We start from the raw sequence: 24,892 nt of genomic DNA, 5'->3' as shown, positions 1-24,892 counted from the left end.
ACATAAAGGCCGGGGCGCATGCAGCGCGCTCCGGCCTTTTACTTTTATCCACACAGGCAACGGCTATTCGCAGTCTTCAATGATAAGGTAGGCTGCGTGAATCGGGCCGTGGACGCCGACAACTTTGATGAGCTCAATATCGGCGGTGGAGCTGGGGCCGCCAATGATATTGATGCAAGACGGCATTCGCTCACCGTTTTGCGCCATCTGATGGAGGCGCTGAGCCAATTGGGCGACGCGCGGTAACAGCGTGCTTTTGCGTATTACAAAAATTGAGGATTCCGGCAGCAGGCTGACGGATCTGCCGCGTTCCGGTGCGGAAAAGAGCACCACGCCACCAGATTCGGTTAACCCATGCTCCGCATAGACCACGCCGACTTTGGCCTGTTCCGCCAGCCGGATGTTCTCTTCACCAAGACGCGGATCCCAAACCGTCGCCTGGCATTCGCGCTGTAAGCATTCAGTGATCCCCAATTCAACCAGACGTCGATCGTCGCTGACGATCACCGGCGCATGGCCATATTTGTCGCACAGGCGATAAGCGGCCTGTGCGGCGTCAGCTTCGCTGACGATCTCGCAGTGCGCCAGCATGACGTTGGCGGCGACATCGGTAAATGCGTCGCAACGTTGCTGAAGGGTCAGTTCCGTCAGCCGCGTGCTGGCATAATTATTAGCGGGTGTTGGCAAAGGGTCGGGGATGTGACGAACCTTGCGACCAAGCTGACGGGCGATGTCGGCCAGAAAGTTATCTCGGTTTTCCATTATTTATTCCCTCTTGCCTGATGTTTCTTAAACCAGCTGCGGAAACTTTCGCCATCGGCATCCGGTAAGTCGCGTGCTTCGGTCCATTCGCCGATCGCGCCAATTTCAATCGGCATTTTGCCTTTTTTGATTAGCATGCTGGCTGCGCGGGCACCCGCGATCATACCGACCTTCCATAGCGTCGGATGGCTATTTACGTAGGAAAACATTTTCGTTATGCGTTGTTCTGTTTTTGGCGTTATCCCGCTCTCTGCCATGACACGACGATGCTTGAGAATCAGCGTCGAAAGTGGAATACGCACCGGGCAGACGGTGTCGCAGGCGGTACACAGCGAGCACGCATAGGGGAGCTCCTTGAAGTCCCGATAGCCGCCCAATAGTGGCGAAATGACGGCGCCAATCGGGCCGGGATAGATGGAGCCGTAACCGTGCCCGCCTATGTGACGATACGCCGGGCAGGTATTGATGCAGGCGCCACAGCGAATGCAGCGCAGGATGTCGCTGAATTCGGAACCGAGTATCTGTGAGCGACCATTGTCGACAATGACCAGATGGAACGCCTGCGGGCCATCGACATGTCCGGCCTCACGCGGTCCGGTGAGCCAGGTGTTATAACCGGTTAAACGCGCCCCGACCGCGCTACGTGCCAGCATGGTGATCAGGACATCCACTTCTTCAAACGTAGGGGCGATACGCTCCATGCCCATCACCGCAATGTGTGTTTTGGGCAACGTGGTGCACATCCGGGCATTACCTTCATTGGTGACCAGACAAATGGAGCCGGTTTCCGCGACGGCAAAATTACAGCCGGTTACGCCGACCTCTGCACTGAGGAAATCCTCACGGATCTTCTGGCGAATGAACAGCGTCATGGCTTCCGGCGTTTCCGGCCCGTCATAACCCAGTTTTTCGTGCAGCACTTTGCGAATTTGATAGCGATCCTTATGGATGGCAGGCACGACGACGTGAGAGGGCGGGTCTTTATCCAATTGCAGAATATATTCACCGAGATCGGTTTCGATGACCTCGATTCCCGCGTCTTGCAGGACATGGTTCATGCCGATCTCTTCCGTGACCATCGATTTCGCTTTTACAACTTTTTTGGCGTTATTCGCTTTGGCGACGTCGAGAATATAACGGGTGGCATCCTCTTTTGTTTTGGCGAAATAAACCTGTCCGCCATTGGCGGTCACTTTTTCCGACAGTTGATAAAGATAAGCATCCAGATTTTTGAGCACATGCTCACGGATTTGGGCGGCACGATCGCGCCATTCCTCCCAATTGCCCAGTTCATCGACCATTTTCTGCCGGTTGGTGCCGATGCGCTCCTGCGCGTTGGCAACCGCCTTACGCATAATGGGGTTGTTGATCTGGATGTGGATACGTTCTTTAAATTTAATCTCGCTGGTTTTCAGACTCATATCCTCTCCTTAACGGCTCATCAGGACTTCGGCGATATGCATGACTTTGATTTTATGGCCTTCGCGCTGTAGGCGGCCACCGATGTTGAGCAGGCAGCTGACATCAGCGCCAATCAGGTAGTCGGGCGTAATTTCCGTCATATGGCTGACTTTCTCTTTCACCATTTCGCCTGAAATTTCGGCCATTTTCACCGAAAAAGTCCCGCCGAAACCGCAACAGGTTTCTTCCGCCTTAAACGGCAGCAGTTGAAGGCCCTTGACGTGGTTGAGCAGCGTAATCGGCTCTTCACGAACGCCTAGCTTACGAAATAGGCTACAGGAAGGATGGTAGACCGCGGTCCCCGGCAGGCGTGCGCCGACGTCGGTCACCCCGAGCGTATGCACAATAAATGATGTTAAATCCTTCATGCGATCGGCTACGCGCTGGGCGCGTAACGCCCACTCAGGCTCCTCTGCCAGATAGTCGGGATAATGACGGATAGCATTCATGCACGAGCCTGCCGGGGAAATGATCGGGTCATCATTTTCCTCCAGCGCGGCGATCATGCTTTTCATGCCGGGAATAGCGCTTTTAATATAACCGCTGTTGATGGCGGGTTGACCGCAACATGACTGCTTTTCGGGAAAATGCACGTTACAGCCTAATTGCTCCAGAAGTAGCACGGTGTTACGCGCCATACTGGATTTTAGAGCGTCACCAATACAGGTAACGAAAAAGTTAACATTCACGACAGAACTCCTCATACTCAAAAGAGAGTGATTTATTGTTATTAAGTCAGGCCATAAACAGGTAGTACGCTAAACCGACCTTGAGTCCAAGAATGACAATGTAAACACCGCAATATTTCAGCGTGCCAGACATAATCGCGCTGCCTTGACCTTCCATACGCGTGGCTGAAACGGCGATAGCGATACTTTGCGGTGATATCATTTTACCGCCTGTCGCCCCTGAGGTATTTGCCGCCGCCAGCCAGACCGGATCGACGTGCAATTTTTCCGCCGCCATGGTTTGCAGTTTGCCAAACAGCACGTTGGAATTGGTGTCGCTACCGGTGACAAAGGTGCCTAATGCGCCGATCAGCGGGGCAATGAACAGATACCCTCCGCCGGTAATATCCACCATGGTTTGCGCTAGCGTGGCGATAAGGCCGCTGACATCCATAACGGTCGCCATCGCCACGATGGCGGTAATGGCGATGATCGAATTTTTAAGCTGTTTTACCGTGCCGAAGAAAACATTCAGCATGGTCATCAGGTTGGCGCCCTGAATAAAACCGCCCAGCAATGTCGCGATAATGATCAGTACGCCGGGCGTGCCAATCCAGTCGATCTTGAGGTTGAGAACTTGCGTTTCCGTCAGATGGAACGGGATCACCGACGACATTTGCGAGACGGCGTGTTTAATTGAGGGAAAAAGGGGAGAGCACAGCAGAATAAAGGTAAAAATCAGAATATAAATCGCGCACGCGCGCAGCAACTGGCTGGCAGAATAGGCTGAGGCCGCAGAATGCTGAGGCCTGTCGATAAGATAGACCGATTCGGTTTCTTTCTTGCGCATTTTCGCCATTAACGTCACGGCGATAAGGCTTACCAGACTGCCCGCGAATGCTGGGAGCTCTGCGCCAAGGTGAACGGCAACCAGATATTGCGGCACCAGCGTCGTAATACCGCACACGAGAGTGATTGCGAACACGCCGCGAATGGCTTTTATTCCTCCGCCAATAATCGCGACGATAACGAAAGGCAGCAGAATATTGAATAACGCCAGTTGCAACACCACGGTGGCACTGAGTGTGGTGACGGGGAGATTCACCTGCTCGGCCAGAATGGAGACAGGAATACCGACTGCGCCAAATGCGGTTGGAACGGTGTTCGCCACCAGTGAGGCAATGGCCGCTTTCATCGGATTAAAACCGAGTGCAATCAGGATCCCGATGGGGATCGCGACCGCCGTGCCGTATCCGGCAGCGGCTTCGAGAAACCCGCCGAAACACCATGAGATCAATAGCACCTGGATACGCTTGTCTTCGCTGATGCCGGCAAGGACATCCCTAAGCACATCCATGCTGCGCGTTTTTTGCATTAGGTTATAGCTGTAAATGGCCCCCAGAATCACGATGACAATTGGCCAAAGTCCTTTTAGTGCGCCATAGCCGGCGGCTAATCCCAATGTTTGTAACGGCGTGTGCCAAAAAATTGCGGTAATGATGGCTGTGAGCGCCAGCGTAATGAGTACGGCATAGTGGATGGGTATTTTTATTTTGAGAATAAGAACAATCATTACAATGAGCGGAAAACTACCCAGCAAAAAATATAAATAATCATGCATAGATATGTCCTGACAGCTTGGTTTCGAAGGGTAAAAGCAAGGAATACCAACGTAGAGCCAGAAACATTATATGAAGCATGGTTATTGAGTAATTTTAGCTGAATCGGGTCAAATGAAACAAAAAAGGGATAATCTTCGCTATATTAGTTACTCAATAATTAAATTAGTTAATTAATTGCATGTTTAAATATAACCATCGCTATGGATGAATTCGACTAACCGCGATTAACGACCGTTGAAGTACAAAGGGAAGTAGGAGGAATAAAACGGGATAGAATAAAATCAGACAACGCAAAACAAAGAATGGTGCGTTCAATTGGACTCGAACCAACGACCCCCACCATGTCAAGGTGGTGCTCTAACCAACTGAGCTATGAACGCATTTTAGAACCAGACTGTCTGTCTGACAGCGGAACGCATACTAGCGGGAGAGGTGACGGCTGGCAAGCGGAAAAGTGCAATTTTGTGCGCTTGCCGGTGCGACTGCTGCGCTTATATCCATCTCGCCGTTTTTTTCGGCGGCATTCATCCTGCTTTAATAACTCAGGGCCCTTGCTGGCGTAAATACCTGGCCCACGTTGGCAAAGGTCCCTGCGTGGGCCAATGGCCCTCACGCACCCCGAATGACCCAGATATTCAACGGGGTAAACGTTATTTAGCGGCCCGCGCTAAAATCTGCGCGGCGGGTTGACGTTGAAGAAAACGGATTCTTGTTACCATCATCATCGCCGCGGCTGTCAGGCCAATGATGAAACCAATCCAGAAACCCGACGGCCCCATGCGCGGCACGATGACGTCCGTCAAGGCCAGCAGGTAACCGCTCGGTAACCCTAATACCCAATACGACGTAAACGTAATATAAAAAATGGAACGGGTATCCTTGTAGCCGCGCAATACGCCGCTGCCGATGACCTGAACGGCGTCGGAGATTTGGTAGATGGCAGCCAGCAGCATGAGCTGCGAGGCCATTGCCACAACCAGCGGATCCTGATTGTAGAGCAGGGCGATGGGTTCACGCAGCAGCGTGGTGAAAATTGCGGTACAACTGGCGAGCAACACGCCGGTTATGATACCGGTATACGCGGCAATACGGGCATCCTCTGTTGAGCCTTCTCCTAAGCGATGGCCAACGCGAATGGTTGTCGCAACCCCGATTGAGAGCGGAAGGACGAACATCAGGGAACTGAAGTTCAGGGCAATCTGGTGACCGGCGACGTCAACGACGCCCAGCGGCAACACCAGCAGCGCGACTACAGCAAACAGCGTGACTTCAAAAAGCAGTGCCAGCGCAATGGGTAATCCGAGACCAAACAGGCGTTTCAGGATGGCGAAATCGGGGCGAAAGGTTGGACGATGAAGGCGGATATCACGTAGCCAGGCAGCATGTCGGGTATAGAACATCATCAATAACATCATGATCCAGTAAACCGAGGCTGTCGCGACGCCACAGCCTACGCCGCCTAATTCAGGCATACCGAATTTCCCGTGGATAAAAGCATAATTAATCGGAATATTGATTAACAACCCGATGAAGCCAATCATCATGCCGGGATAGGTCTTGGACAGCCCTTCGCACTGGCAGCGCAAAACCTGATAGAACAGATAGCCGGGTACGCCCCATAATAACGCGTGCAGATAGCCGATGGCTTTTGCCGTCAGTTCGGGCGCGTCGGCGCTCATCAGATTAATGGCATACTCGCCCTGATACAGCACCAGCATGGTCAGCAGAGAAATCACGGCGGCCAGAAAAAAAGATTGCCGTACCTGATGAGCAATACGATCGCGACGGCCAGAACCGTTGAGCTGTGCGACAACCGGCGTCAGCGCCAGCAGCAGGCCATGACCGAAAAGAATGGCGGGTAACCAAATAGAGGTTCCCACAGCAACGGCGGCCATATCGGTGGCGCTATAAGCGCCAGCCATGATCGTATCAACCACACCCATTGATGTTTGGGACACTTGCGCAATGATGACAGGAACAGCGAGTACGATGAGTTTACGCGCTTCTGCCAGATACTGTTGCACGAATACCTTCCTTGAATATTAAACTTGATACCCCACCATTCTTCATTTCAGGCTGCGTGAGCACGGGTTTCTTGAACGATGAAGATATAGCAGAATGAATGTTCGGGATGTGAAAGCCGTTCGGAATGAAGCGGAACAGGTATTGTAGCGGTGTAATGAAAATAAATCAGCGTGAGAATGAATATATCTGCTTTTACGCAGCGCTTGCCGTGGTCGTTAATGCGCTATTCCCGTTTGTTTTCCGGGGAATATCGTGCACACTGCACGCAGTCATTCCTTTGTAGCTAAGAGGCAAACCGTATGTTCACCGGTATTGTTCAGGGCACTGCGCGTGTGGTGTCGATTGAAGAAAAATCCAATTTCCGTACACACGTTATTCAACTCGCGCCGGAACTCTTGTCAGGGCTTGCGCCTGGCGCTTCAGTCGCACACAACGGCTGCTGTCTGACGGTCACGTCTATTGAAGGCGATCGCGTCAGCTTTGACCTCATGAGGGAAACCTTACGCCTGACGAATTTGGGCCAGTTGCAAGAAGGCGATATGGTCAATATTGAACGGGCGGCAAAATTTGGCGATGAAATTGGTGGACACATGATGTCGGGTCACATCATGTGTACTGCGGAAGTGGTGAGAATTCAGGTTTCTGAAAACAATTATCAGATCTGGTTCCGGCTGGCGGATGAAGCGCTGATGAGATATGTGTTGCATAAGGGTTTCATCGGGATTGACGGCATCAGCCTGACGGTAGGCGAAGTGACACGAGGACGTTTTTGTGTGCATTTGATTCCGGAAACGTTGAGCCGCACTACGCTGGGACAGAAACGCCTTGGACATCACGTTAATATCGAAATCGATCCACAAACGCAGGCCGTGGTGGATACGGTAGAGCGGGTGTTGGCCAGTAAGCAGGCAAACGACGCAACCCATGAGGATTGAATTCCGCATCCTTAGGCTGTTAAACCGGATAGCGGCCGCCATCCGGTTTTCCTTTTTTGTCAACGCGGAACGCGTAACCCGCCGTCAATCCCATTTCGACTGAATACGATTTGCCAAAGCTGGAGATCTCTCGCTCTGAACGCGCCTGCGCAAGCATTCAGATAGTAACTGAACATCCGATGGAAGCGGGAGGAGTAGCGTGTAGAAAGCTGGGGCCAGCTTTGTTGAAAACGCGTATGCCATGCCATGAGGGTACGATCATAGTCGGCGCCGAAATTGTGCCAGTCCTCCATCACCATATAAGGCTCGCTGGCCTGTGCGATGTGTTGTATGGATGGAATGCAGCCGTTGGGAAAAATGTATTTATTGATCCAGGGGTCGATATGCGGGTTAGTCTTATTGGCTCCGATAGTATGCAGCAGGAATAACCCGTCGGGTTTGAGGCAGCGGCGCGCGACGTGAAAGTAGCGATCATAATTACGCGGACCGACATGTTCAAACATGCCTACCGATACCACGCGGTCGAATGGCCGATCGAGATCGCGGTAATCCTGCCGCGCAATGGTGACGTTCAAACCCTGACAGCGCTGCTGCGCCAGCGCCTGTTGTTCTTTGGATATGGTGATGCCGTAAACGGACACCTTGTAGCGACGCGCGGCGAACTCGGCTAATCCTCCCCAGCCACAGCCGATATCCAGTAGCGTCATGCCAGGTTTGAGTTGGAGTTTCTCACAAATCATATTGAGTTTATCTTCCTGTGCCTGTTCCAACGTTTGCGCCTGTTTCCAATAAGCACAGGAATATTGCATGTAAGGATCTAACATGAGGCTAAAGAGGTCATTACCCAAATCGTAATGCATTTCACCGACCACACGGGCACGCTTGCGCGATTGCAGGTTGGTCACGCGGGCGATGGCGACTCGTGTCAGGTCGTGTAGACGTCGGGGGAGTTTGTCCTCCAGTTGGGCGAGCAGGACGCGATGGAAAAACATATCCAGTCGCGCACACGTCCACCACTCATCCATGTAGCTTTCTCCCAGCCCCAGCGATCCCTCCCGTAACACGCGTTTAAAAAACCCAGGATGGTTGACATGAATGTCGAAAGGACGGGAACCGTTGATTCTTATATCCGCCGCAGACAACATATCCTGCATGATTTGACACCAGGGGTCGTTATCACAACCCCACTCCTCACTAGACCATGAACTCATCGCTTCTCCCCATACCTGTACTTTAAGCCGCATACACATTGGCTGGACTGCGACCGCATGGTCTAGGTCTGTCCCACTGACGGTGATGCCGGCAAAAAATGTCAAACGACAGGGACGTGATTGATGCCAATACGCGTCCGGTTATCGGATAGAAAACCCAGAGAAAGTTCTACAGACGCTCATCAGAAACGCACATTGCACATTGATCGATGAAAGCCGCACGTCCGTTTGCGATTAAAATACATGGCCGATATGGCCATAACATGACGACGGATTGTAATACTTATAGGAGTAGCGGCTTTGCCGCGTTAAAAGCAGAATTCAGTTTATGACTGCTTCAGCCAGCGTACAAGCACATTGGCTGAAGCAAAAGATGAAAACCGGAAAAAATAAGAAAAGTCGTCGTGCGATCTCGCAGCGACTAACGACGGTAATCGCGGAACGGGCCGTCGGCGACAGAGCGGCGTTCAATCAGCGTCGGATGCACTTCAATGACCTGAGCATCTTCGCGTTTGCTGGTAATACGATCCAGCAACATGGCGAAAGCCGACTGGCCCAGCCGCTCTTTGGGCTGATGAATGGTAGTCAGCGCAGGCGTGAAGAAACGGGCATGGCGTACATTGTCATAACCGATCACCGAAATATCCTGCGGCACGCGTAACCCCAGTTCGTCCGCGGCGCAGATAGCGCCCATCGCCATTATGTCGCCGCCGCAGAACACGGCTGTTGGACGCTGTTTCTGTGAGAGGATCCGGTGCATGGCTTTATAACCAGATTCAGGTTCGAAATCCCCCTGAACCACCCACTCTTCACGTAGGCTGATATCGGCTTCCTTCAACGCTTTTAAAAAACCGAGATAGCGACCACTTCCGGTGTTCCGTTCCTGAATACCGGGAATGGCGCCAATATCGCGATGGCCGCGTTCAATGAGGTAGCGGCCAGCCATATAGCCGCCTTCAAAGGCATTATCAATAATCGTATCGGTGAAATCGTTGTGTGCCTGGCCCCAGTCCATAACGACCATCGGGATACCACGATAATCTTCCAGCATGGCTAAGAGCTCAGGTGGATATTCGGCGCACATCACCAACAGGCCATCAACGCGTTTTTGTGCCAGCATGGAAAGATAGGCGCGCTGTTTAGCGATATCATTATGGGAATTACACAATATCAGCGTATAGCCTTTGGCATAACAGCTATTCTCAATGGCTTCAATGATCTCGGCGAAATAGGGCGCTTCGCTGGATGTGGCTAGCAACCCGATGGATTTGGTGTGATTAACTTTGAGGCTGCGAGCGACGGCGCTGGGTGAATAGTGCAATTCTTTGATTGCTGCCCTGACGGCGGCCTTGGTCTCTTCGGCGACGAAACGTGTTTTATTGATCACGTGCGATACGGTTGTGGTGGAAACGCCAGCACGTTTTGCCACATCTTTAATCGTTGCCATCTACAAATGACTCCTGGACTTACTTGTTACAGACGTAAGTATATTGTTAATCGTTTGCCTACGTTTTAAATTCTTCTTCCAAGTGAATAAACAGTATTTCAGAAGGAGAATGCCGAATGTTACACCGAAGGGATCTGGGTTGACGTTTTTCGACGGTTACGCAGCGTTTTCGTAAACAGCGGATTGTGTCCGATTTATCGTGAAAGGGGAAGGACTAATTTGTGCTATTAGTGAGGCATCGGTCCGGGATTTTTTACCCGAAATATGAAAAAATCATTCTGATTCTGTTTTTATGGCGACACTGACTTAAACGGGTTTAAGCTAGCCCTTTCGAATGAATGTGATTGCAAAGTAAGGAGTGGTTTATGGATACAAATCTGAAGATGTCTCTGTTGACAACGGTCGGCGCGCTGGCGGTAATCATCGTATTTAGTTTTGTTGCCGTGCTGAACTGAGCGGCATTGCGCAAGTGATACATTTCGTTCGCCGTGCGCGGGATGGCGATCCTTTCTGAACCGAAACGCTTTTTTTATCCGCGCCTCTTTTGGAGGCGCAGTTGTTTTGGCGTCAGGCTGTCCATGCCGGTGATCTGACATGATCCGGGAAGTGTTTTTTTATCTGTTCCTTTCAACAATCCGTGCAGTATTTCTGATAAACGCATGATGAAAAGTCGTTGGCGCTGTATTAATCAAAAATAGTAAAAAAGTATTATGGTTTGTTTTTGGGTTTGATTGAGCCGCGGCTTTGGCGTTGATTGCAGTAACAATCATGTGCATGAGAAGAATATAACCCTACAAAAAATGGCGTTTTTTTGTGGCTGCCGGCATCGGTACAATGTCATCGAGTCAATGTCGTTGCCATACTATCTGGTGGCGACTCATGGTTGGCCTGTGGGCGCCAACCACCTATAGATTTAAGGAAGCAAGAAGATGACAACACCGACAATTGAAAAAATTCAGCGTCAGATTGCTGAAAACCCGATTCTGTTGTACATGAAAGGTTCTCCAAAGCTGCCGAGCTGCGGTTTTTCCGCACAGGCCGTTCAGGCTTTGTCTTCATGTGGCGAACGTTTTGCTTATGTTGATATCTTACAGAATCCGGATATTCGAGCGGAACTGCCGAAGTATGCGAACTGGCCGACATTCCCTCAATTGTGGGTAGACGGCGAGCTGGTAGGCGGTTGTGATATCGTGATTGAAATGTATCAGCGTGGTGAACTGCAACAGCTGATCAAAGAGACGGCAGATAAATACAAAGCGCAGCAGGCCGATCAAGAGTAATTTTTCAGCCAGCGTATTATCACACCGGGCGCGTTTATGCCGGTGTGACGGGAATTAAGCGGGTGCCATGCGCACCCGTTTTTTATGCTCTTCCCTTGACCGACGGCTCTTTCTGGGCATTTTCATCCGGTGCAATCGGCCACCCACCCAGACGTTTCCAGCGGTTAACCAATTCACAGAACAACAGGGCTGTCTGGTTAGTATCATATAAGGCGGAATGCGCCTGACTGGCGTCAAATGGAATACCGGCGGTGATACAGGCTTTGGCCAGCACCGTTTGGCCTAAAACCAGCCCGCTGAGCGCAGCGGTATCGAAAGTAGCGAAAGGGTGAAATGGATTACGCTTCAGGCTACAGCGTTCTGCGGCGGCCATGATAAAACTGTGATCGAAGGTGGCATTATGCGCGACGATGATTGCCCGGTTGCAGCCTTGATCCTTAATCCCTTTACGCACGACCTTGAATATTTCGTGTAGCGCCTCATATTCACTCACCGCACCACGCAGCGGGTTAGCGGGGTCAATGCCGTTAAACGCCAGCGCAGCCGGTTCCAGGATCGCGCCTTCAAAGGGAGCGACATGGAAATGCAGGGTTTCATCTGACTGCAACCAACCGTCTTGATCCATTTTTAATGTTACCGCTGCAACTTCCAGCAAGGCATCGGTTTTCGCATTAAATCCAGCGGTTTCAACATCAATCACTACCGGGTAAAACCCGCGGAAACGACCGCTCAGGGCGTTCAGATCACTTTTATCAGCCATTAGTCTCTTAATTCTCAGAAAACGCAGCGCGCATTATTACAAACTTTGACGGGAGATGCAGCATGCCGCGGCCATTTCAACCGGAGGAAAAGACGGGAAAAGGGCGGGGAAAGAACAGGTGCCGACACAGCACCTGTGTTGTGCGGGGGAATTAGTGACCGAGGCCTTTACCGGAGTGGGCGTTTTCGATCAGTTCAATTTTATAACCGTCTGGATCTTCAATAAAAGCGATGATGGTTGTACCACCTTTGACCGGGCCGGCTTCCCGTGTTACGTTGCCGCCCGCTTTGCGGATACGTTCGCAGGTGGCCGCCACATCGTCAACGCCCAGCGCGATGTGACCGTATGCATTGCCCAGATCGTAGCTATCCACACCCCAATTGTAGGTCAGCTCGATTACCGCGCCTTCGCTTTCTTCCTGATAACCGACGAAAGCCAGCGTGTATTTGTATTCGGTGTTCTCGCTGGTACGTAATACACGCATTCCCAGAACCTGAGTATAGAAATCAATCGCGCGCTGTAAATCGCCTACACGCAGCATGGTGTGAAGTAAACGCATAATATCCTCGTTAAAAATGCTACAAAAGGGAAGTATAACGCCGTGCCTCCGTAGAGTCCAAACTGTTGCGATGATGCTAAAAATGCGACACTGTAGTGAGGTTTGTGTTAAAACGTATATTGGCGGGCGTAACGAATACGTGAGGACTGTTTTCTCCTGCCGTGCAATAGTAGAAAATCGTCAATGAATACAATGGTTACCTAATTATTGGGGTTATTAGCGTCTGTCGGCACTTGCCAGCAATCAAGAACGGGGCTTCAATAAATAGCAGGGTAGAAGGGGGGGATATTGTGCCAGAGCAACTTGAACTCTTTGCCGTCCCTAATCCTTGTCGTGGCATTTGTCAGACGGATGAACGCGGGTATTGCCGTGGTTGCCTTCGCAACCGCCATGAACGCTTTCATTGGGGACAAATGAGTGATACGCAAAAACAGGATGTGCTGCGTCTGTGTCGACAGAGACTGAGACGATTAAATCGTTCAGATAAAACTGATATGCCCGCAGAGTCCAATCAGCCATCATTGTTTTAGATTATCTTGTCTTACTGAATTTTTTTTACTGAAAGTTTTGTTTAAGCGCCGCAGAAGCGCTTCGACTGAATAAAATAGGCTTAAGATCATTTTTAAAAGATTTTTATTTGATAGAATCCGTTCCGCGATAGTTCTATTTTCTACAACAATAAAGTCGTTTTTCATTTTATAAATCAGAGTTGATTGCAATCCAGGGATGTAAATTAGCGTGCTAACAATAAGGAGAGGTGATGGAATTGCCATTAGGATCTGATTTAGCCCGTCTGGTGCGTGTTTGGCGTGCACTGGTCGATCATCGTTTAAAACCGCTTGAACTGACACAGACGCATTGGGTTACGCTGCATAACATATATCATTTGCCGCCAGGTCAGTCACAAATTCAATTGGCTAAAGCGATTGGGATTGAGCAACCTTCATTAGTTCGGACGCTGGATCAGCTTGAGGAAAAAGGGCTGATCACTCGTCACGTTTGTTCACACGATCGTCGGGCAAAACGTATTATGCTGACCGAAGCCGCTGAACCGATAATTCAGGCGGTCAATAACGTAATTAGTCATACGCGTAGCGAAGTGCTATTTGGTATTACGCCAGAGCAGGTCGATGAATTAGCGTTGCTGGTTGCGCGCCTTGAGAAAAATATATTGGCATTGCATGACAATCAAGCGTAGCGAAATTTGACTTACGCAAATGGAGAATTAAATCCCGCAATATTTTACTCAACATCATTCGAGTTTCAGACAAAACGTTAGTCTTCGTTTTGATCAATGGAAACATTGTCCTGCTCGGTTGACTTCTGCCTGCGGGCCGCGTTCGAGCGGACAATGTGGCTTGGTCTGTTTGCTGAAGGATGTTACTGGGGCACAAGTCATGTAGTAGGGAGTTCCAGCTTGAGATGCGTATCTGCCGGGAATTGATGGTTCATTGTGACGATCGCTGTAAACATCAGCGATCGTCACGTCATGTTTAGCGCGGTGAAACGGTAACGCTGCGACCGTTGCTGGACATTGCAACGCGCTGTCCTACGCTGAACTTGGTATCGCCCTGTTTCTGCACTACCATGATGGTGCTGCCATCATCACGGCGAATTTCCAGTTCAATGCCTTGTGTGCGGTTCAGCGCGCCCGTTGCGCTTTGACCCGCTACGCCGCCTGCCACTGCGCCTGCGGCTGTCGCCAGACTACGACCCGTGCCGCCACCGAGAGTATTGCCCAGAAAGCCTCCCAGCACCGCCCCCCCCAACGCGCCGATAACGTCAGAATTCTCTCCCGCCTGAATTTGCACCGGGCGAGTCGAAACAATGGTCCCGTATGTAACGGTTTGCACCTGTTTCGCTTCCGATGCGCTGTAAACATCGCCGGAAAGCGTACTGGTATTGGCACAACCAGCAAGCGTGATACCTGCAAGGGTTACTACAAGTAAACGCTTCATCATAATAAAGGCTCCTTAGTCGCAAAGATGTCGGGCTGGCTCAACCGCTGCCGACGCAATGTATACCCGTAAATTATGGTCTGGCTCAGTATAGCATGCCACTATTTTTACTCTTTTTTTCAGAATACAAGCGCGTGGTTAAATCGTGCGTAAACGTAGAGAGAAATAACACAGCGAAGGCGTGTTTTTTGTCGCAAAGATGTTCAGTCCCTTCGTCAGGTTAAAATGCACGCGTGTGGCAGAAATAGAAAAATTTAATAATTCAGCGTGTTAACGTGCTACTTTTAGTGGCGATATGATAGTCGCGATACGTTCTCTTTCTTAAACCTGTAGAGGCAAAAACCTACGATGAAATCAGGCAGATACATTGGCGTGATGTCCGGCACCAGCCTTGATGGCGTTGATGTTGTGCTGGCTGCCATTGATGAACATACGGTTGCTCAGCAGGCCAGCTACAGTCACCCGATACCGCAGGATATCAAAAGGGCGATTCTGGGGATGTGTCAGGGGCAGGCGGTCACGCTGTCGGCGCTAGGGCAGTTGGATTCGCGTCTGGGCCTTCTGTTTGCAGAGGCGGTACTGGCGCTGCTGAAGACGACAGGATTTGGGGCTCAGGATATCACCGCGATCGGCTGCCATGGGCAGACGGTTTGGCATGAGCCTGAGGGCGAGATGCCTTGCACGCTGCAAATTGGTGATAATAACCGTGTTGCCGCCTTGACCGGCATCACGACCGTAGGGGATTTTCGTCGTCGCGATTTAGCTTTCGGTGGACAGGGCGCTCCGCTGGTTCCGGCATTTCACCACGCCTTGCTGTTGCACCCGGTTGAGCGTCGTGTCGTGCTTAACATTGGCGGCATTGCCAACTTGTCGCTCCTCGTGCCGGGGGCACCGGTGCGCGGTTACGACACGGGGCCGGGCAACATGCTGCTGGATGCCTGGATTTGGCGCCACCTCGCGCAGCCTTACGATAAAGACGCGGCGTGGGCAATGGGCGGGCAGGTGAATCCGCCGCTGCTGCGGCGGATGTTGGCTGATGCCTATTTTGCGTTGCGGGCGCCGAAAAGCACCGGGCGGGAGTATTTCAATCTGGGCTGGTTGGAAAAAATGCTGTCCGGTTTGCCGCCGCTCGCGCCTCAGGATGTTCAGGCGACATTAGCCGAATTGACGGCCGTGAGCATTGCCGAACAGGTGCTATTGGTCGGGGGATGTGAGCGTTTGCTGGTCTGCGGTGGTGGAGCGCATAATCCGTTGATCATGGCGCGCCTCTCGGCGTTGCTGCCGGGGATTGAAGTGAGTCCGACGGATGAGTTTGGCATAAGCGGTGATGATATGGAGGCATTGGCATTCGCCTGGCTGGCTTCTCGCACGTTATCCGGGCTGTCGGGGAACCTGCCTTCCGTCACGGGGGCGAGTCAGGAAACGGTATTGGGTGCGATTTATCCGGTTAATACGGATTAATCGGATTTTGCCGAGATGCGCCTGTATATCCTCTTGTTAAACTGAAACGCATCGCAGCGTTCATTGCCGCGGCTGACAGGAATGACAGGAGAAAAAATGAAACGATTGCTGATGGGGACCGCGCTGATTTTGCTGAGCGGATGCAGCTATTTTGGTCATCAACAGACGGTTGAAACGCGGCATTACCAATGTGGCACCATGCCGTTAACCGTCACGTTGCAACAGGGCGGGAAAGCACCGTCTCAGGTTAGTTTTCTGCTGGACGGCGAGCGTCTGATCCTGCCTCAGACGGTATCCGCCTCCGGGGTAAAATACAGCAATGAAACCTATGTGTTCTGGAGCAAGGGCGATCGTGCCTTTATCCAGCGCGGTGAACGAGTGATCGTGGATGATTGCAGACTGACGCCGGCTGGCTGATGCCGTCCTGTCGTGATATGACTGCCGATTGCGCTTTTTCGGGTACGGGAGCAGAATGAGGATTCTACCGGCTTCTGTCCCGACATTGTTATAGCAGGATATTATGACTCAGGAACACCCCCTCTCTGATGCGACGCCTCTTCCTCAATTCGCCGATATTGCCGATATTCGCCGTGAATACACGCGTGGCGCGCTGCGGCGTAGCGATCTCCCCGCAAATCCGCTGGATTTATTTGAACGCTGGTTGAAACAAGCCTGCGACGCGAAACTGCCCGATCCGACTGCGATGTCTGTCGCGACCGTTGATGAAAATGGGCAGCCCTATCAACGTATTGTCCTGCTCAAACACTACGATGAGAAGGGCATGGTGTTTTATACCAACATGGGGAGTCGCAAGGCCCATCAGTTGGAAAATAATCCGCGTATTAGCCTGCTGTTTCCGTGGTATTTCCTGGAACGTCAGGTGATGGTGCTGGGACGCGTAGAGAAATTACCGACGCTTGACGTTTTGAAATATTTCCACAGCCGACCGAAAGACAGCCAGATTGGGGCGTGGGTATCAAAACAATCCAGCAGGATTTCAGCGCGCGGCGTGCTGGAAAGCAAATTTTTAGAGCTGAAGCAAAAATTCCAAAATGGCGAGGTGCCTTTGCCGAGCTTCTGGGGCGGCTTTCGCGTCGTCATCGATGCCGTCGAATTTTGGCAGGGCGGCGAACACCGTTTGCACGATCGTTTTTTCTACCAGCGCCAGGGAGAAGGGTGGCAGATCGATCGTTTAGCGCCTTAATCGCTAAATATCCTTGTTAAACGCTGGCGCTCCCGTCATGTGCGCTTTATTCTATGAAGTTTCGCGCTGGCTGGGGAGTGATCTCGTGTTCACTGCTCATGGCGCAATGTAACACAGCGGCGAAATCATCATGCGGCAACAGACAGGTATGCTGTCGCATCCCACATGGCTTTGTGCGTGACCCTGACCGACGGTGGCGCATCGGCCAGCTTTTTTATAAAAATGGAGTTATCGATGGCAAGTAGTAACCTGATTAAACAATTGCAAGAGCGGGGCTTGATTGCCCAGGTGACGGACGAGGATGCGTTAGCAGAGCGACTGGCGCAAGGGCCAATTGCGCTGTATTGCGGCTTTGATCCCACCGCTGACAGCTTGCATTTGGGGCATCTGGTGCCGCTGCTTTGCCTGAAACGCTTTCAACTGGACGGTCACAAGCCGGTTGCGTTGGTGGGCGGTGCCACGGGGCTCATTGGTGACCCGAGCTTTAAAGCGACGGAGCGTAAGCTGAACACGGCGGAAACGGTGGGCGAATGGGTAGAAAAAATCCGTCGTCAGGTGTCGCCATTCCTGGATTTTGACTGTGGCGAGAACAGCGCGATTGCCGCCAATAACTACGACTGGTTTGGCAGCATGAATGTGCTGGATTTCCTGCGTGATATCGGTAAACACTTTTCAGTTAATCAGATGATTAACAAAGAGGCCGTTAAGCAGCGTCTGAACCGTGATGACGTGGGGATTTCGTTTACCGAATTTTCCTACAACCTATTGCAGGGATACGATTTCGCCTCGTTGAACAAACAGCATGGCGTCGAACTGCAAATCGGTGGTTCTGACCAGTGGGGGAACATCACATCCGGTATCGATTTAACGCGTCGAATGAACCAGAAGCAGGTTTACGGTCTGACGGTCCCGCTGATCACCAAATCTGATGGGACGAAATTCGGTAAAACGGAAGGAGGCGCGATTTGGCTGGATGCCAGCAAAACCAGTCCTTACAAATTCTACCAGTTTTGGATCAACACCGCGGATGCCGATGTATACCGCTTCCTGAAATTCTTCACGTTTATGAGCCTCGAAGAGATCGACGCGCTGGAAGAAGAAGACAAACACAGCGGTAAAGCCCCGCGCGCGCAGTACGTTCTGGCGGAAGAAGTAACCCGGATGGTGCATGGCCAGTCTGGTCTTGATGCGGCCCGCCGTATTACGCAAAGCCTGTTCTCCGGTTCGTTACAGGCGATGACGCAGGACGATTTTGCGCAGCTCGCGCAGGATGGTATGCCGATCGTGGAATTGGATCGCAACGCTGACTTACAGCAGGCGCTGGTCAGCGCTGAACTGGTGCCGTCCCGCGGGCAGGCGCGGACCATGATCGCGTCAAATGCGGTCACCGTTAACGGTGAAAAACAGGCCAACCCTGAGTACATCTTTAACGCCGCCGATCGTTTGTTTGATCGCTATACCCTGCTGCGACGTGGTAAAAAACACTACTGTCTGCTCTGCTGGAAAGCATAAGCACCACCGATAAGGGAGCACCAGCTCCCTTTCTTCTGTAAGCCGAGGCGCCCAGTCGCCGGCAAGGATTTGAACGAGCTCTAATGAAAAACATACTTTCCATCCAATCACATGTCGTTTTTGGTCATGCCGGTAACAGTGCGGCGGAATTTCCGATGCGTCGGATGGGCGCAAACGTTTGGCCTTTGAATACGGTACAGTTTTCAAATCATACGCAGTACGGTCATTGGACAGGCTGTGTTATGCCTGCCAGACACCTGAGCGAGATCGTGCAGGGGATTGCCAACATCGGCAAGTTGAAGACCTGTAATGCGGTATTAAGCGGCTATATCGGTTCGGCAGAGCAGGGTGAACAGATTCTGGATATTGTCCGGCAGGTAAAAGCCGCCAATCCTGATGCGCTGTATTTTTGCGATCCGGTGATGGGCTCGCCGGAGAAAGGCTGTATCGTCGCGCCCGACGTTACGGATTTCCACTGTCGGCAGTCGCTGCTGGCGGCTGATATTATCGCCCCGAATCTGCCCGAACTGGAATTGCTGGGAGGACGTACGCTGCATAGCGTTGCTGAGGCAGTCGAAACCGCGCGGGCGCTGTGTGAAGTAGGGCCGAAGATGGTTTTGGTTAAACACCTGAGCCGTGCAGCCAGCCGTGAAAACAACTTTGAAATGCTGTTGGTTACGTTAACGGACGCCTGGCATATCAGCCGCCCGTTGGTGGCGTTTGAACGCCAGCCTGTCGGCGTGGGCGATTTAACCAGTGGATTATTGCTGGTGAACTTGCTGAACGGCATCGCGTTGGATAAAGCGCTGGAACACACGACGGCAGCGGTTTATGAGGCCATGCTGGTGACGAAAGCGATGGATGAGTACGAATTGCAACTGGTTGCTGCTCAGGAGGGGATTGCTCATCCTCAGCATCATTTTCAGGCGATTCGCCTGTCGTAATAAGATGAAAGCCCCGGCATTTCGGGGCTTTCAGAAAATTTCTATCAACCTTTCAACCTTTCAACCTTTCAACCTTAAGCGCGGTCGCGACGGAAGGGCGTTCGGCAATATGGTCGAGATACGCAGCCAATGCGGGATAGCGGAACATATCCAGCTTTAATGACTGCGCCCAGCGCATAACGGTAAACAAATAAGCATCGGCAATGCTAAAGCGATTGGCTACCAGATAGTTCTGTTCGCTCAGCACCTGATTGATGTAACGAAACTTGACTTGCAAATACTCCATCAGCAATTCTTTGTATGTTTCCGGCGTACCGGGACGAAACAGAGGTGTAAAGGTTTTGTGCAGTTCAGCAGAAATGTAATTCAGCCATTCAATCGTGTGATAACGCGCCATACTTCCGGTTGGCGCGATGAGGTTACAGTGAGGAACCAAATCGGCGATGTACTCGGCGATGGCTACGCTTTCCGTCAGAATAACGCCATCCTCCAGTTCTAACGCCGGAACCATCCCTTTTGGGTTGATGAATGTGTAGTCTGTTCCGCGCTCGGTCTTTTTCGTATGTAAATTAACCTTCTCCAGCTTAAACTCCAATTTGGATTCGAGCAGAACAATGTGAGTAAAAAGAGAACTGCTTCCGGCTTTATAAAACAGTTTCATGACAACCCCTTTCTATTTATTATTTTTCCAGCATGGCCTACGCTGATGATTGGTTAACGACGACATGTTGTTTTTTTACAACAAAACCTAACGGTAGAGTGTGAAGCCTCCTACAAAATACTCTTTATGTATCCGCGCGGCGTCAAATTTAGCGATTTTGACGGCATAGCCCCATTGATGGGTCTATCTTGCGATAGTGACGTTTAATAAGCGTGTAGCCAATACCGCGAGCCTGATGACATAGGTGAAGCACAGTTCAGCATCGCCTGAGAGGCGATTGTTATGTGCAACGGATGAGGCATGCATGTTCCCTGTTGTAATCGTATGCGTAATCTCATTTCTTTTAAATCAGGGCATGCATGATTTTGAGACGGGTATACCAGTAATTAATGAGCAATGACGAAAATTTCTTGCGAAGAAAAATGTTATTAGCGACATGTTGCTTATTTTTCATGGGAGGTGTCATCGATATGATTTATTCAAACGCGAATCGAATAAAGGGACTGCCGTGTAGTGGAAAATATGCAGAAAATTTTTCACTCTTATTATTCAGAAAAAGACAGCTGGACGACAAAATAAGGTGGTCTGTAGATGGCTAATTATCCGAAGATGATTAGCGAATTCGGCACGCCCCAAAAGATGACCGGTTTTATATTATATTGAGACATTTCGCTGACCTTGTCGGCACCATAAGAAATATCTTGATTTACAAAAGATCAATACGAGATTGGTGGCTTTCGGGCCGTTTTCTTCCGAGCCACCCGTCTTCTCCGCACGTTGCCGCTCTTGCCTTCCCGTTATGCCTGCTTATCGCGATTGTTGTTTTTCAATCGTTAATGACTATCGCTGCATTCAACTGGCATTGTTAATAAAACGTTATTTTTTGTTTGTGTTATCTTTAAGTATGACCGCAAAATCAGGCCGGTTATTCACTCAGTGCCGGTACAAAATAACGAATAGCAAGCCGTTTTGGGAGGAAGCATGTCATCACACCTTCGCGATACTTGTCTGGATACACTGACGGTACGCCAGCAGAACTATGATTATTACAGCCTGCCGCTCGCAGCGAAAACACTCGGCAATATTGATAAATTACCCAAGTCGCTCAAAGTCTTGCTGGAGAATTTATTACGCCATCAGGACGGCGACACGGTAGCGCAGGACGATCTTCAGGCGGTTGTGGACTGGCTGAAAACCGGTCACGTCGACCGGGAAATCGCCTATCGTCCAGCGCGCGTGCTGATGCAGGACTTTACCGGCGTGCCCGCCGTGGTCGATCTGGCGGCAATGCGCGCTGCGGTAAAACGCTTGGGCGGCGATGTTGACAAGGTTAATCCGTTGACGCCGGTCGATTTGGTGATTGACCACTCGGTCACGGTTGATCATTTCGGCGATCGTCAGGCGTTAATCGACAACACGCAGTTGGAAATGGCGCGCAACCGTGAGCGCTATGCGTTCTTGCGCTGGGGGCAGAACGCGTTTAGCCACTTTCGCGTCGTGCCGCCGGGAACGGGGATTTGCCATCAGGTGAATCTGGAGTATCTGGCTAAGACCATCTGGTATGAGACGCGGGGCGATAAGCGGCTTGCCTACCCCGATACGCTGGTCGGCACGGATTCACACACCACGATGATTAATGGCTTAGGTGTGCTCGGTTGGGGCGTCGGTGGGATTGAAGCCGAGGCCGCAATGCTGGGGCAGCCCGTCTCAATGCTGATCCCCGATGTGGTGGGCGTCAAGTTGAGCGGTAAGATGCGGGAAGGGATCACCGCCACCGATTTGGTTCTGACGGTAACGCAGATGCTGCGTAAGCACGGGGTGGTGGGCAAGTTTGTGGAATTCTACGGTGATGGACTGGATTCGCTGCCGCTGGCGGACCGGGCGACTATCGCCAATATGGCGCCGGAATATGGCGCAACCTGCGGCTTCTTTCCTGTCGATCAGGTCACGCTGGATTACATGCGTCTGACCAACCGATCAGAAGAGCAGATTGCGCTGGTGGAAGCCTACAGCAAGCAGCAAGGGCTGTGGCGTAACGCCGGGGATGAACCGGTGTTTACCAGTCAGCTCGCACTGGATTTGGCGACGGTGGAAACCAGTCTGGCCGGGCCAAAGCGTCCGCAGGACCGCGTGCCGCTAGCGGACGTGCCTGAAGCATTTAAAGCCAGTCGGGAACTGGATGTCAGTGCGGTGAAGAATCGTTCTGATGATGAAGAGGTAACGCTGGAAGGCGAAACACACCGCTTACAGCAGGGTGCGGTGGTGATTGCGGCGATTACCTCCTGCACCAACACTTCCAACCCCAGCGTGCTAATGACCGCCGGACTGCTGGCAAAAAATGCCGTAGAGCGGGGTCTGAAAACGAAGCCTTGGGTCAAGACCTCACTGGCGCCCGGCTCGCGTGTGGTAACGGATTACTATGCTAAAGCAGGGTTAACGCCGTACCTCGATGAGTTGGGATTCAATCTGGTGGGCTACGGCTGTACCACCTGCATTGGTAACTCCGGCCCGCTGCCTGAGGAGATTGAAAGGGCGATTAAAGCGGGCGATCTGACGGTTGGCGCGGTGTTGTCAGGTAACCGTAACTTTGAAGGCCGCATTCATCCACTGGTGAAGACGAACTGGCTGGCCTCGCCGCCGCTGGTGGTGGCCTATGCGTTGGCGGGGAATATGAATATCGATCTGACGCAAGAGCCGCTGGGAGAAGATCGGGACGGGAAGGCCGTTTACCTGAAGGACATCTGGCCTTCGGCGCGTGCGGTGGCGGACGCGGTGCTGAACGTCAGCGCGAATATGTTCCACAAACAATATGCTTCGGTGTTTGAGGGAACGCCGGAGTGGAAAGAAATTGAGGTCGACGATAACCCCACCTATCAGTGGCCGGAAGCGTCAACCTATATCCGCCATACGCCTTTCTTTTTAGCGATGGGCAAAGTACCGGAGCCGGTTCAGGATATCGAAAATGCGCGTATTTTGGCGATGCTGGGGGATTCAGTCACGACTGACCACATTTCACCGGCGGGCAATATCAAGCCCGATAGTCCTGCGGGGAAATATTTGCTGGCGCACGGGGTGGAAACGGCAGAGTTCAACTCTTACGGTTCGCGGCGTGGTAACCATGAAGTCATGATGCGCGGCACCTTTGCGAATATCCGTATCCGCAATGAGATGGTGCCGGGGAAAGAAGGGGGGTATACCCGTCATATCCCGTCGCAGGATGAGATGACGATGTACGATGCCGCGATGCGCTACAAAGACGAAAAGGTGCCGCTGGCGCTGTTGGCAGGAAAGGAATATGGATCGGGTTCCAGCCGTGACTGGGCGGCAAAAGGACCGCGTTTACTGGGCGTCCGCGTGGTCATTGCCGAATCGTTCGAGCGTATTCATCGTTCCAATCTGATCGGCATGGGGATTCTGCCGTTGGAGTTCCCTGACGGCGTCACGCGTAAGACGTTGAAACTCAATGGGGACGAACAGATTTCGATTACGGGCTTAAATCAGCTAACGCCGGGCGCTACGGTTGCCGTCCGCGTGACGGATAGCAGCGGCGCGACGCGGACGATCGACACCCGCTGTCGCATCGACACCCGTAACGAGCTGACTTACTACCAGAACGACGGCATCCTGCACTACGTTATTCGCAATATGCTGTGACGGTAAATCCGACCGCCGGGAGCAGGCTCTCTGCTCTCGGTAACTTGAGAACCATGGCGGTTAATCGCGAGGTTCAGACGGTCGGGTTGCCTAAATCACCGGCCCGCTAGACCGGCGATGTTTTCGGGATGCGTTGAAAAAGGTGTTATTTCGTATCCAGCATGTGTCCCATTTTGGCGGCTTTCGTCGCCAAATAGCGTTCATTCTTCGGGTTGCGTCCCACGATTAATGGTACGCGTTCGACGATATTGATGCCCGCCTCGTTAAGTATTTTGACTTTCTGTGGGTTGTTGGTCAGCAGGCGAACTTCGTCAACGTTCAGAAGCTTGAACATATCAGCGCACAGCGTGAAATCGCGCTCATCGGCGGCAAAGCCGAGCTGATGATTGGCTTCTACCGTATCGGCGCCCAAATCCTGCAAAGCATAGGCTCGGATTTTATTGAGTAATCCGATGTTGCGTCCTTCCTGACGGTGATATAGCAGCACGCCGCGTCCTTCTTCGGCAATGTGGCTGAGCGCGGCTTCAAGTTGAAAGCCACAGTCACAGCGCAGGCTAAATAAGGCATCCCCCGTCAGGCATTCTGAATGCACGCGGGCAAGTACGGGAACAGAACCGGAAATATCACCATAGACTAATGCAAGGTGATCGTGGCCGGTGGCGATCTCTTCAAACCCCACCATCAGGAAATCACCCCACGGGGTGGGTAACTTGGCTTCCGCCACCCGTTTTAGCTGCATACTTTTCTCCACACACACGATATCTAAAA

23 protein-coding genes and 1 tRNA gene are annotated in these 24,892 nt (G+C 51.7%); 11 read left to right on the top strand and 13 right to left on the bottom strand.

The window, feature by feature from the left end; translation table 11 throughout:
* Window positions 1-63: 63 nt before the first annotated feature.
* From EDC54_RS10495 to EDC54_RS10470, 6 genes are all read right to left on the bottom strand, one after another.
* Entirely contained in the window at window positions 64-762 is a 699-nt protein-coding gene (locus tag EDC54_RS10495; protein ID WP_132455919.1) for a LutC/YkgG family protein, read from the bottom strand.
* Window positions 762-2,183, bottom strand: coding sequence for a LutB/LldF family L-lactate oxidation iron-sulfur protein (locus EDC54_RS10490; RefSeq protein ID WP_132455917.1), 1,422 nt, complete (start codon window positions 2,181-2,183; stop codon window positions 762-764). Before EDC54_RS10490 ends, EDC54_RS10495 begins: the two co-directional genes overlap by 1 nt.
* A 9-nt stretch (window positions 2,184-2,192) precedes the next feature.
* Window positions 2,193-2,912 carry a (Fe-S)-binding protein gene (locus EDC54_RS10485; protein WP_132455915.1) on the bottom strand — a complete coding sequence of 240 codons (720 nt, stop codon included), beginning with the start codon at window positions 2,910-2,912 and terminating at the stop codon, window positions 2,193-2,195.
* A gap of 46 nt (window positions 2,913-2,958) precedes the next feature.
* Entirely contained in the window at window positions 2,959-4,512 is a 1,554-nt protein-coding gene (locus tag EDC54_RS10480) for an L-lactate permease (protein ID WP_132455913.1), read from the bottom strand.
* 304 nt (window positions 4,513-4,816) lie between these two features.
* A tRNA-Val gene (locus EDC54_RS10475) sits at window positions 4,817-4,893 on the bottom strand.
* A gap of 270 nt (window positions 4,894-5,163) precedes the next feature.
* Window positions 5,164-6,537 (bottom strand): MATE family efflux transporter, encoded by a 1,374-nt coding sequence (locus EDC54_RS10470; RefSeq protein WP_132455911.1) that lies wholly within the window; start codon window positions 6,535-6,537, stop codon window positions 5,164-5,166.
* Between the two features lie 300 nt (window positions 6,538-6,837).
* On the opposite strand from EDC54_RS10470, the gene EDC54_RS10465 reads away from it, so the two are divergent.
* The gene (locus EDC54_RS10465) at window positions 6,838-7,473 is read left to right on the top strand and encodes a riboflavin synthase subunit alpha (protein ID WP_132455909.1); all 636 of its coding nucleotides are present in this window, start codon (window positions 6,838-6,840) and stop codon (window positions 7,471-7,473) included.
* A gap of 59 nt (window positions 7,474-7,532) precedes the next feature.
* Here EDC54_RS10465 and cfa read toward each other — a convergent pair whose 3' ends face one another.
* Together cfa and purR are read right to left on the bottom strand one after the other, a co-directional pair.
* On the bottom strand, window positions 7,533-8,684 hold the full coding sequence (gene cfa, locus EDC54_RS10460) for a cyclopropane fatty acyl phospholipid synthase (RefSeq protein ID WP_132455907.1): 1,152 nt from the start codon (window positions 8,682-8,684) through the stop codon (window positions 7,533-7,535).
* A 421-nt stretch (window positions 8,685-9,105) separates the two neighbouring features.
* Window positions 9,106-10,131, bottom strand: coding sequence for an HTH-type transcriptional repressor PurR (purR, locus tag EDC54_RS10455; protein ID WP_132455905.1), 1,026 nt, complete (start codon window positions 10,129-10,131; stop codon window positions 9,106-9,108).
* Window positions 10,132-10,496: 365 nt separating this feature from the next.
* On the opposite strand from purR, the gene cydH reads away from it, so the two are divergent.
* Together cydH and EDC54_RS10445 are read left to right on the top strand one after the other, a co-directional pair.
* Window positions 10,497-10,586, top strand: a complete 90-nt coding sequence (gene cydH / locus EDC54_RS10450; protein WP_132455903.1) for a cytochrome bd-I oxidase subunit CydH — start codon at window positions 10,497-10,499, stop codon at window positions 10,584-10,586.
* A 474-nt stretch (window positions 10,587-11,060) separates the two neighbouring features.
* On the top strand, window positions 11,061-11,411 hold the full coding sequence (locus EDC54_RS10445; RefSeq protein WP_132455901.1) for a Grx4 family monothiol glutaredoxin: 351 nt from the start codon (window positions 11,061-11,063) through the stop codon (window positions 11,409-11,411).
* Window positions 11,412-11,493: 82 nt separating this feature from the next.
* On the opposite strand, the gene rnt is transcribed toward EDC54_RS10445, so the two are convergent.
* A complete protein-coding gene (gene rnt, locus EDC54_RS10440) occupies window positions 11,494-12,171 on the bottom strand; it encodes a ribonuclease T (protein ID WP_132455899.1) in 678 nt (225 codons plus the stop codon).
* A gap of 151 nt (window positions 12,172-12,322) precedes the next feature.
* Window positions 12,323-12,730: a lactoylglutathione lyase gene (gene gloA, locus EDC54_RS10435; RefSeq protein WP_132455897.1), complete on the bottom strand. Its 408-nt coding sequence runs from the start codon at window positions 12,728-12,730 to the stop codon at window positions 12,323-12,325.
* 290 nt (window positions 12,731-13,020) lie between these two features.
* On the opposite strand from gloA, the gene EDC54_RS10430 reads away from it, so the two are divergent.
* Window positions 13,021-13,260 carry a DUF1289 domain-containing protein gene (locus EDC54_RS10430; protein WP_132455895.1) on the top strand — a complete coding sequence of 80 codons (240 nt, stop codon included), beginning with the start codon at window positions 13,021-13,023 and terminating at the stop codon, window positions 13,258-13,260.
* Between the two features lie 230 nt (window positions 13,261-13,490).
* Entirely contained in the window at window positions 13,491-13,928 is a 438-nt protein-coding gene (gene slyA, locus EDC54_RS10425) for a transcriptional regulator SlyA (RefSeq protein WP_132455893.1), read from the top strand.
* Window positions 13,929-14,223: 295 nt separating this feature from the next.
* On the opposite strand, the gene EDC54_RS10420 is transcribed toward slyA, so the two are convergent.
* Window positions 14,224-14,691 carry an outer membrane lipoprotein gene (locus EDC54_RS10420; protein WP_132455891.1) on the bottom strand — a complete coding sequence of 156 codons (468 nt, stop codon included), beginning with the start codon at window positions 14,689-14,691 and terminating at the stop codon, window positions 14,224-14,226.
* A 345-nt stretch (window positions 14,692-15,036) separates the two neighbouring features.
* On the opposite strand from EDC54_RS10420, the gene anmK reads away from it, so the two are divergent.
* The 5 genes from anmK (at window position 15,037) to pdxY (ending at window position 19,809) form a co-directional block, all read left to right on the top strand.
* Window positions 15,037-16,149: an anhydro-N-acetylmuramic acid kinase gene (anmK, locus tag EDC54_RS10415; protein ID WP_132455889.1), complete on the top strand. Its 1,113-nt coding sequence runs from the start codon at window positions 15,037-15,039 to the stop codon at window positions 16,147-16,149.
* A gap of 96 nt (window positions 16,150-16,245) precedes the next feature.
* A complete protein-coding gene (locus EDC54_RS10410; RefSeq protein WP_132455887.1) occupies window positions 16,246-16,566 on the top strand; it encodes an MliC family protein in 321 nt (106 codons plus the stop codon).
* Between the two features lie 103 nt (window positions 16,567-16,669).
* Entirely contained in the window at window positions 16,670-17,353 is a 684-nt protein-coding gene (gene pdxH, locus EDC54_RS10405) for a pyridoxamine 5'-phosphate oxidase (RefSeq protein WP_132455885.1), read from the top strand.
* A 234-nt stretch (window positions 17,354-17,587) separates the two neighbouring features.
* Entirely contained in the window at window positions 17,588-18,865 is a 1,278-nt protein-coding gene (gene tyrS, locus EDC54_RS10400) for a tyrosine--tRNA ligase (RefSeq protein WP_132455883.1), read from the top strand.
* An 83-nt stretch (window positions 18,866-18,948) separates the two neighbouring features.
* Window positions 18,949-19,809 carry a pyridoxal kinase PdxY gene (gene pdxY / locus EDC54_RS10395; protein ID WP_132455881.1) on the top strand — a complete coding sequence of 287 codons (861 nt, stop codon included), beginning with the start codon at window positions 18,949-18,951 and terminating at the stop codon, window positions 19,807-19,809.
* A gap of 52 nt (window positions 19,810-19,861) precedes the next feature.
* On the opposite strand, the gene gstA is transcribed toward pdxY, so the two are convergent.
* Window positions 19,862-20,470, bottom strand: coding sequence for a glutathione transferase GstA (gene gstA / locus EDC54_RS10390; protein ID WP_132455879.1), 609 nt, complete (start codon window positions 20,468-20,470; stop codon window positions 19,862-19,864).
* A 981-nt stretch (window positions 20,471-21,451) separates the two neighbouring features.
* Here gstA and acnA point away from each other — a divergent pair.
* A complete protein-coding gene (gene acnA, locus EDC54_RS10385) occupies window positions 21,452-24,124 on the top strand; it encodes an aconitate hydratase AcnA (protein ID WP_132455877.1) in 2,673 nt (890 codons plus the stop codon).
* A gap of 145 nt (window positions 24,125-24,269) precedes the next feature.
* Here acnA and ribA read toward each other — a convergent pair whose 3' ends face one another.
* The gene (ribA, locus tag EDC54_RS10380) at window positions 24,270-24,863 is read right to left on the bottom strand and encodes a GTP cyclohydrolase II (protein ID WP_132455875.1); all 594 of its coding nucleotides are present in this window, start codon (window positions 24,861-24,863) and stop codon (window positions 24,270-24,272) included.
* Between the last annotated feature and the right edge of the window lie 29 nt (window positions 24,864-24,892).

Origin of the sequence: Samsonia erythrinae (genome assembly GCF_004342665.1) — a bacterium.
Classification (GTDB): domain Bacteria; phylum Pseudomonadota; class Gammaproteobacteria; order Enterobacterales; family Enterobacteriaceae; genus Samsonia; species Samsonia erythrinae.
The sequence above is the reverse complement of the archived record's forward strand: the minus strand, read 5'-3'. Positions and strand labels throughout refer to the sequence as shown.

Excerpts from the sequence above, each read along its gene's own strand:
- EDC54_RS10495 (WP_132455919.1), bottom strand. The coding sequence starts at position 762 with ATGGAAAACCGAGATAACTTTCTGGCCGACATCGCCCGTCAGCTTGGT.
- EDC54_RS10490 (WP_132455917.1), bottom strand. The coding sequence starts at position 2,183 with ATGAGTCTGAAAACCAGCGAGATTAAATTTAAAGAACGTATCCACATC.
- EDC54_RS10480 (WP_132455913.1), bottom strand. The coding sequence starts at position 4,512 with ATGCATGATTATTTATATTTTTTGCTGGGTAGTTTTCCGCTCATTGTA.
- EDC54_RS10465 (WP_132455909.1), top strand. The coding sequence starts at position 6,838 with ATGTTCACCGGTATTGTTCAGGGCACTGCGCGTGTGGTGTCGATTGAA.
- cfa (WP_132455907.1), bottom strand. The coding sequence starts at position 8,684 with ATGAGTTCATGGTCTAGTGAGGAGTGGGGTTGTGATAACGACCCCTGG.
- purR (WP_132455905.1), bottom strand. The coding sequence starts at position 10,131 with ATGGCAACGATTAAAGATGTGGCAAAACGTGCTGGCGTTTCCACCACA.
- cydH (WP_132455903.1), top strand. The coding sequence starts at position 10,497 with ATGGATACAAATCTGAAGATGTCTCTGTTGACAACGGTCGGCGCGCTG.
- EDC54_RS10445 (WP_132455901.1), top strand. The coding sequence starts at position 11,061 with ATGACAACACCGACAATTGAAAAAATTCAGCGTCAGATTGCTGAAAAC.
- rnt (WP_132455899.1), bottom strand. The coding sequence starts at position 12,171 with ATGGCTGATAAAAGTGATCTGAACGCCCTGAGCGGTCGTTTCCGCGGG.
- gloA (WP_132455897.1), bottom strand. The coding sequence starts at position 12,730 with ATGCGTTTACTTCACACCATGCTGCGTGTAGGCGATTTACAGCGCGCG.
- slyA (WP_132455893.1), top strand. The coding sequence starts at position 13,491 with ATGGAATTGCCATTAGGATCTGATTTAGCCCGTCTGGTGCGTGTTTGG.
- EDC54_RS10420 (WP_132455891.1), bottom strand. The coding sequence starts at position 14,691 with ATGATGAAGCGTTTACTTGTAGTAACCCTTGCAGGTATCACGCTTGCT.
- anmK (WP_132455889.1), top strand. The coding sequence starts at position 15,037 with ATGAAATCAGGCAGATACATTGGCGTGATGTCCGGCACCAGCCTTGAT.
- EDC54_RS10410 (WP_132455887.1), top strand. The coding sequence starts at position 16,246 with ATGAAACGATTGCTGATGGGGACCGCGCTGATTTTGCTGAGCGGATGC.
- pdxH (WP_132455885.1), top strand. The coding sequence starts at position 16,670 with ATGACTCAGGAACACCCCCTCTCTGATGCGACGCCTCTTCCTCAATTC.
- tyrS (WP_132455883.1), top strand. The coding sequence starts at position 17,588 with ATGGCAAGTAGTAACCTGATTAAACAATTGCAAGAGCGGGGCTTGATT.
- pdxY (WP_132455881.1), top strand. The coding sequence starts at position 18,949 with ATGAAAAACATACTTTCCATCCAATCACATGTCGTTTTTGGTCATGCC.
- gstA (WP_132455879.1), bottom strand. The coding sequence starts at position 20,470 with ATGAAACTGTTTTATAAAGCCGGAAGCAGTTCTCTTTTTACTCACATT.
- acnA (WP_132455877.1), top strand. The coding sequence starts at position 21,452 with ATGTCATCACACCTTCGCGATACTTGTCTGGATACACTGACGGTACGC.
- ribA (WP_132455875.1), bottom strand. The coding sequence starts at position 24,863 with ATGCAGCTAAAACGGGTGGCGGAAGCCAAGTTACCCACCCCGTGGGGT.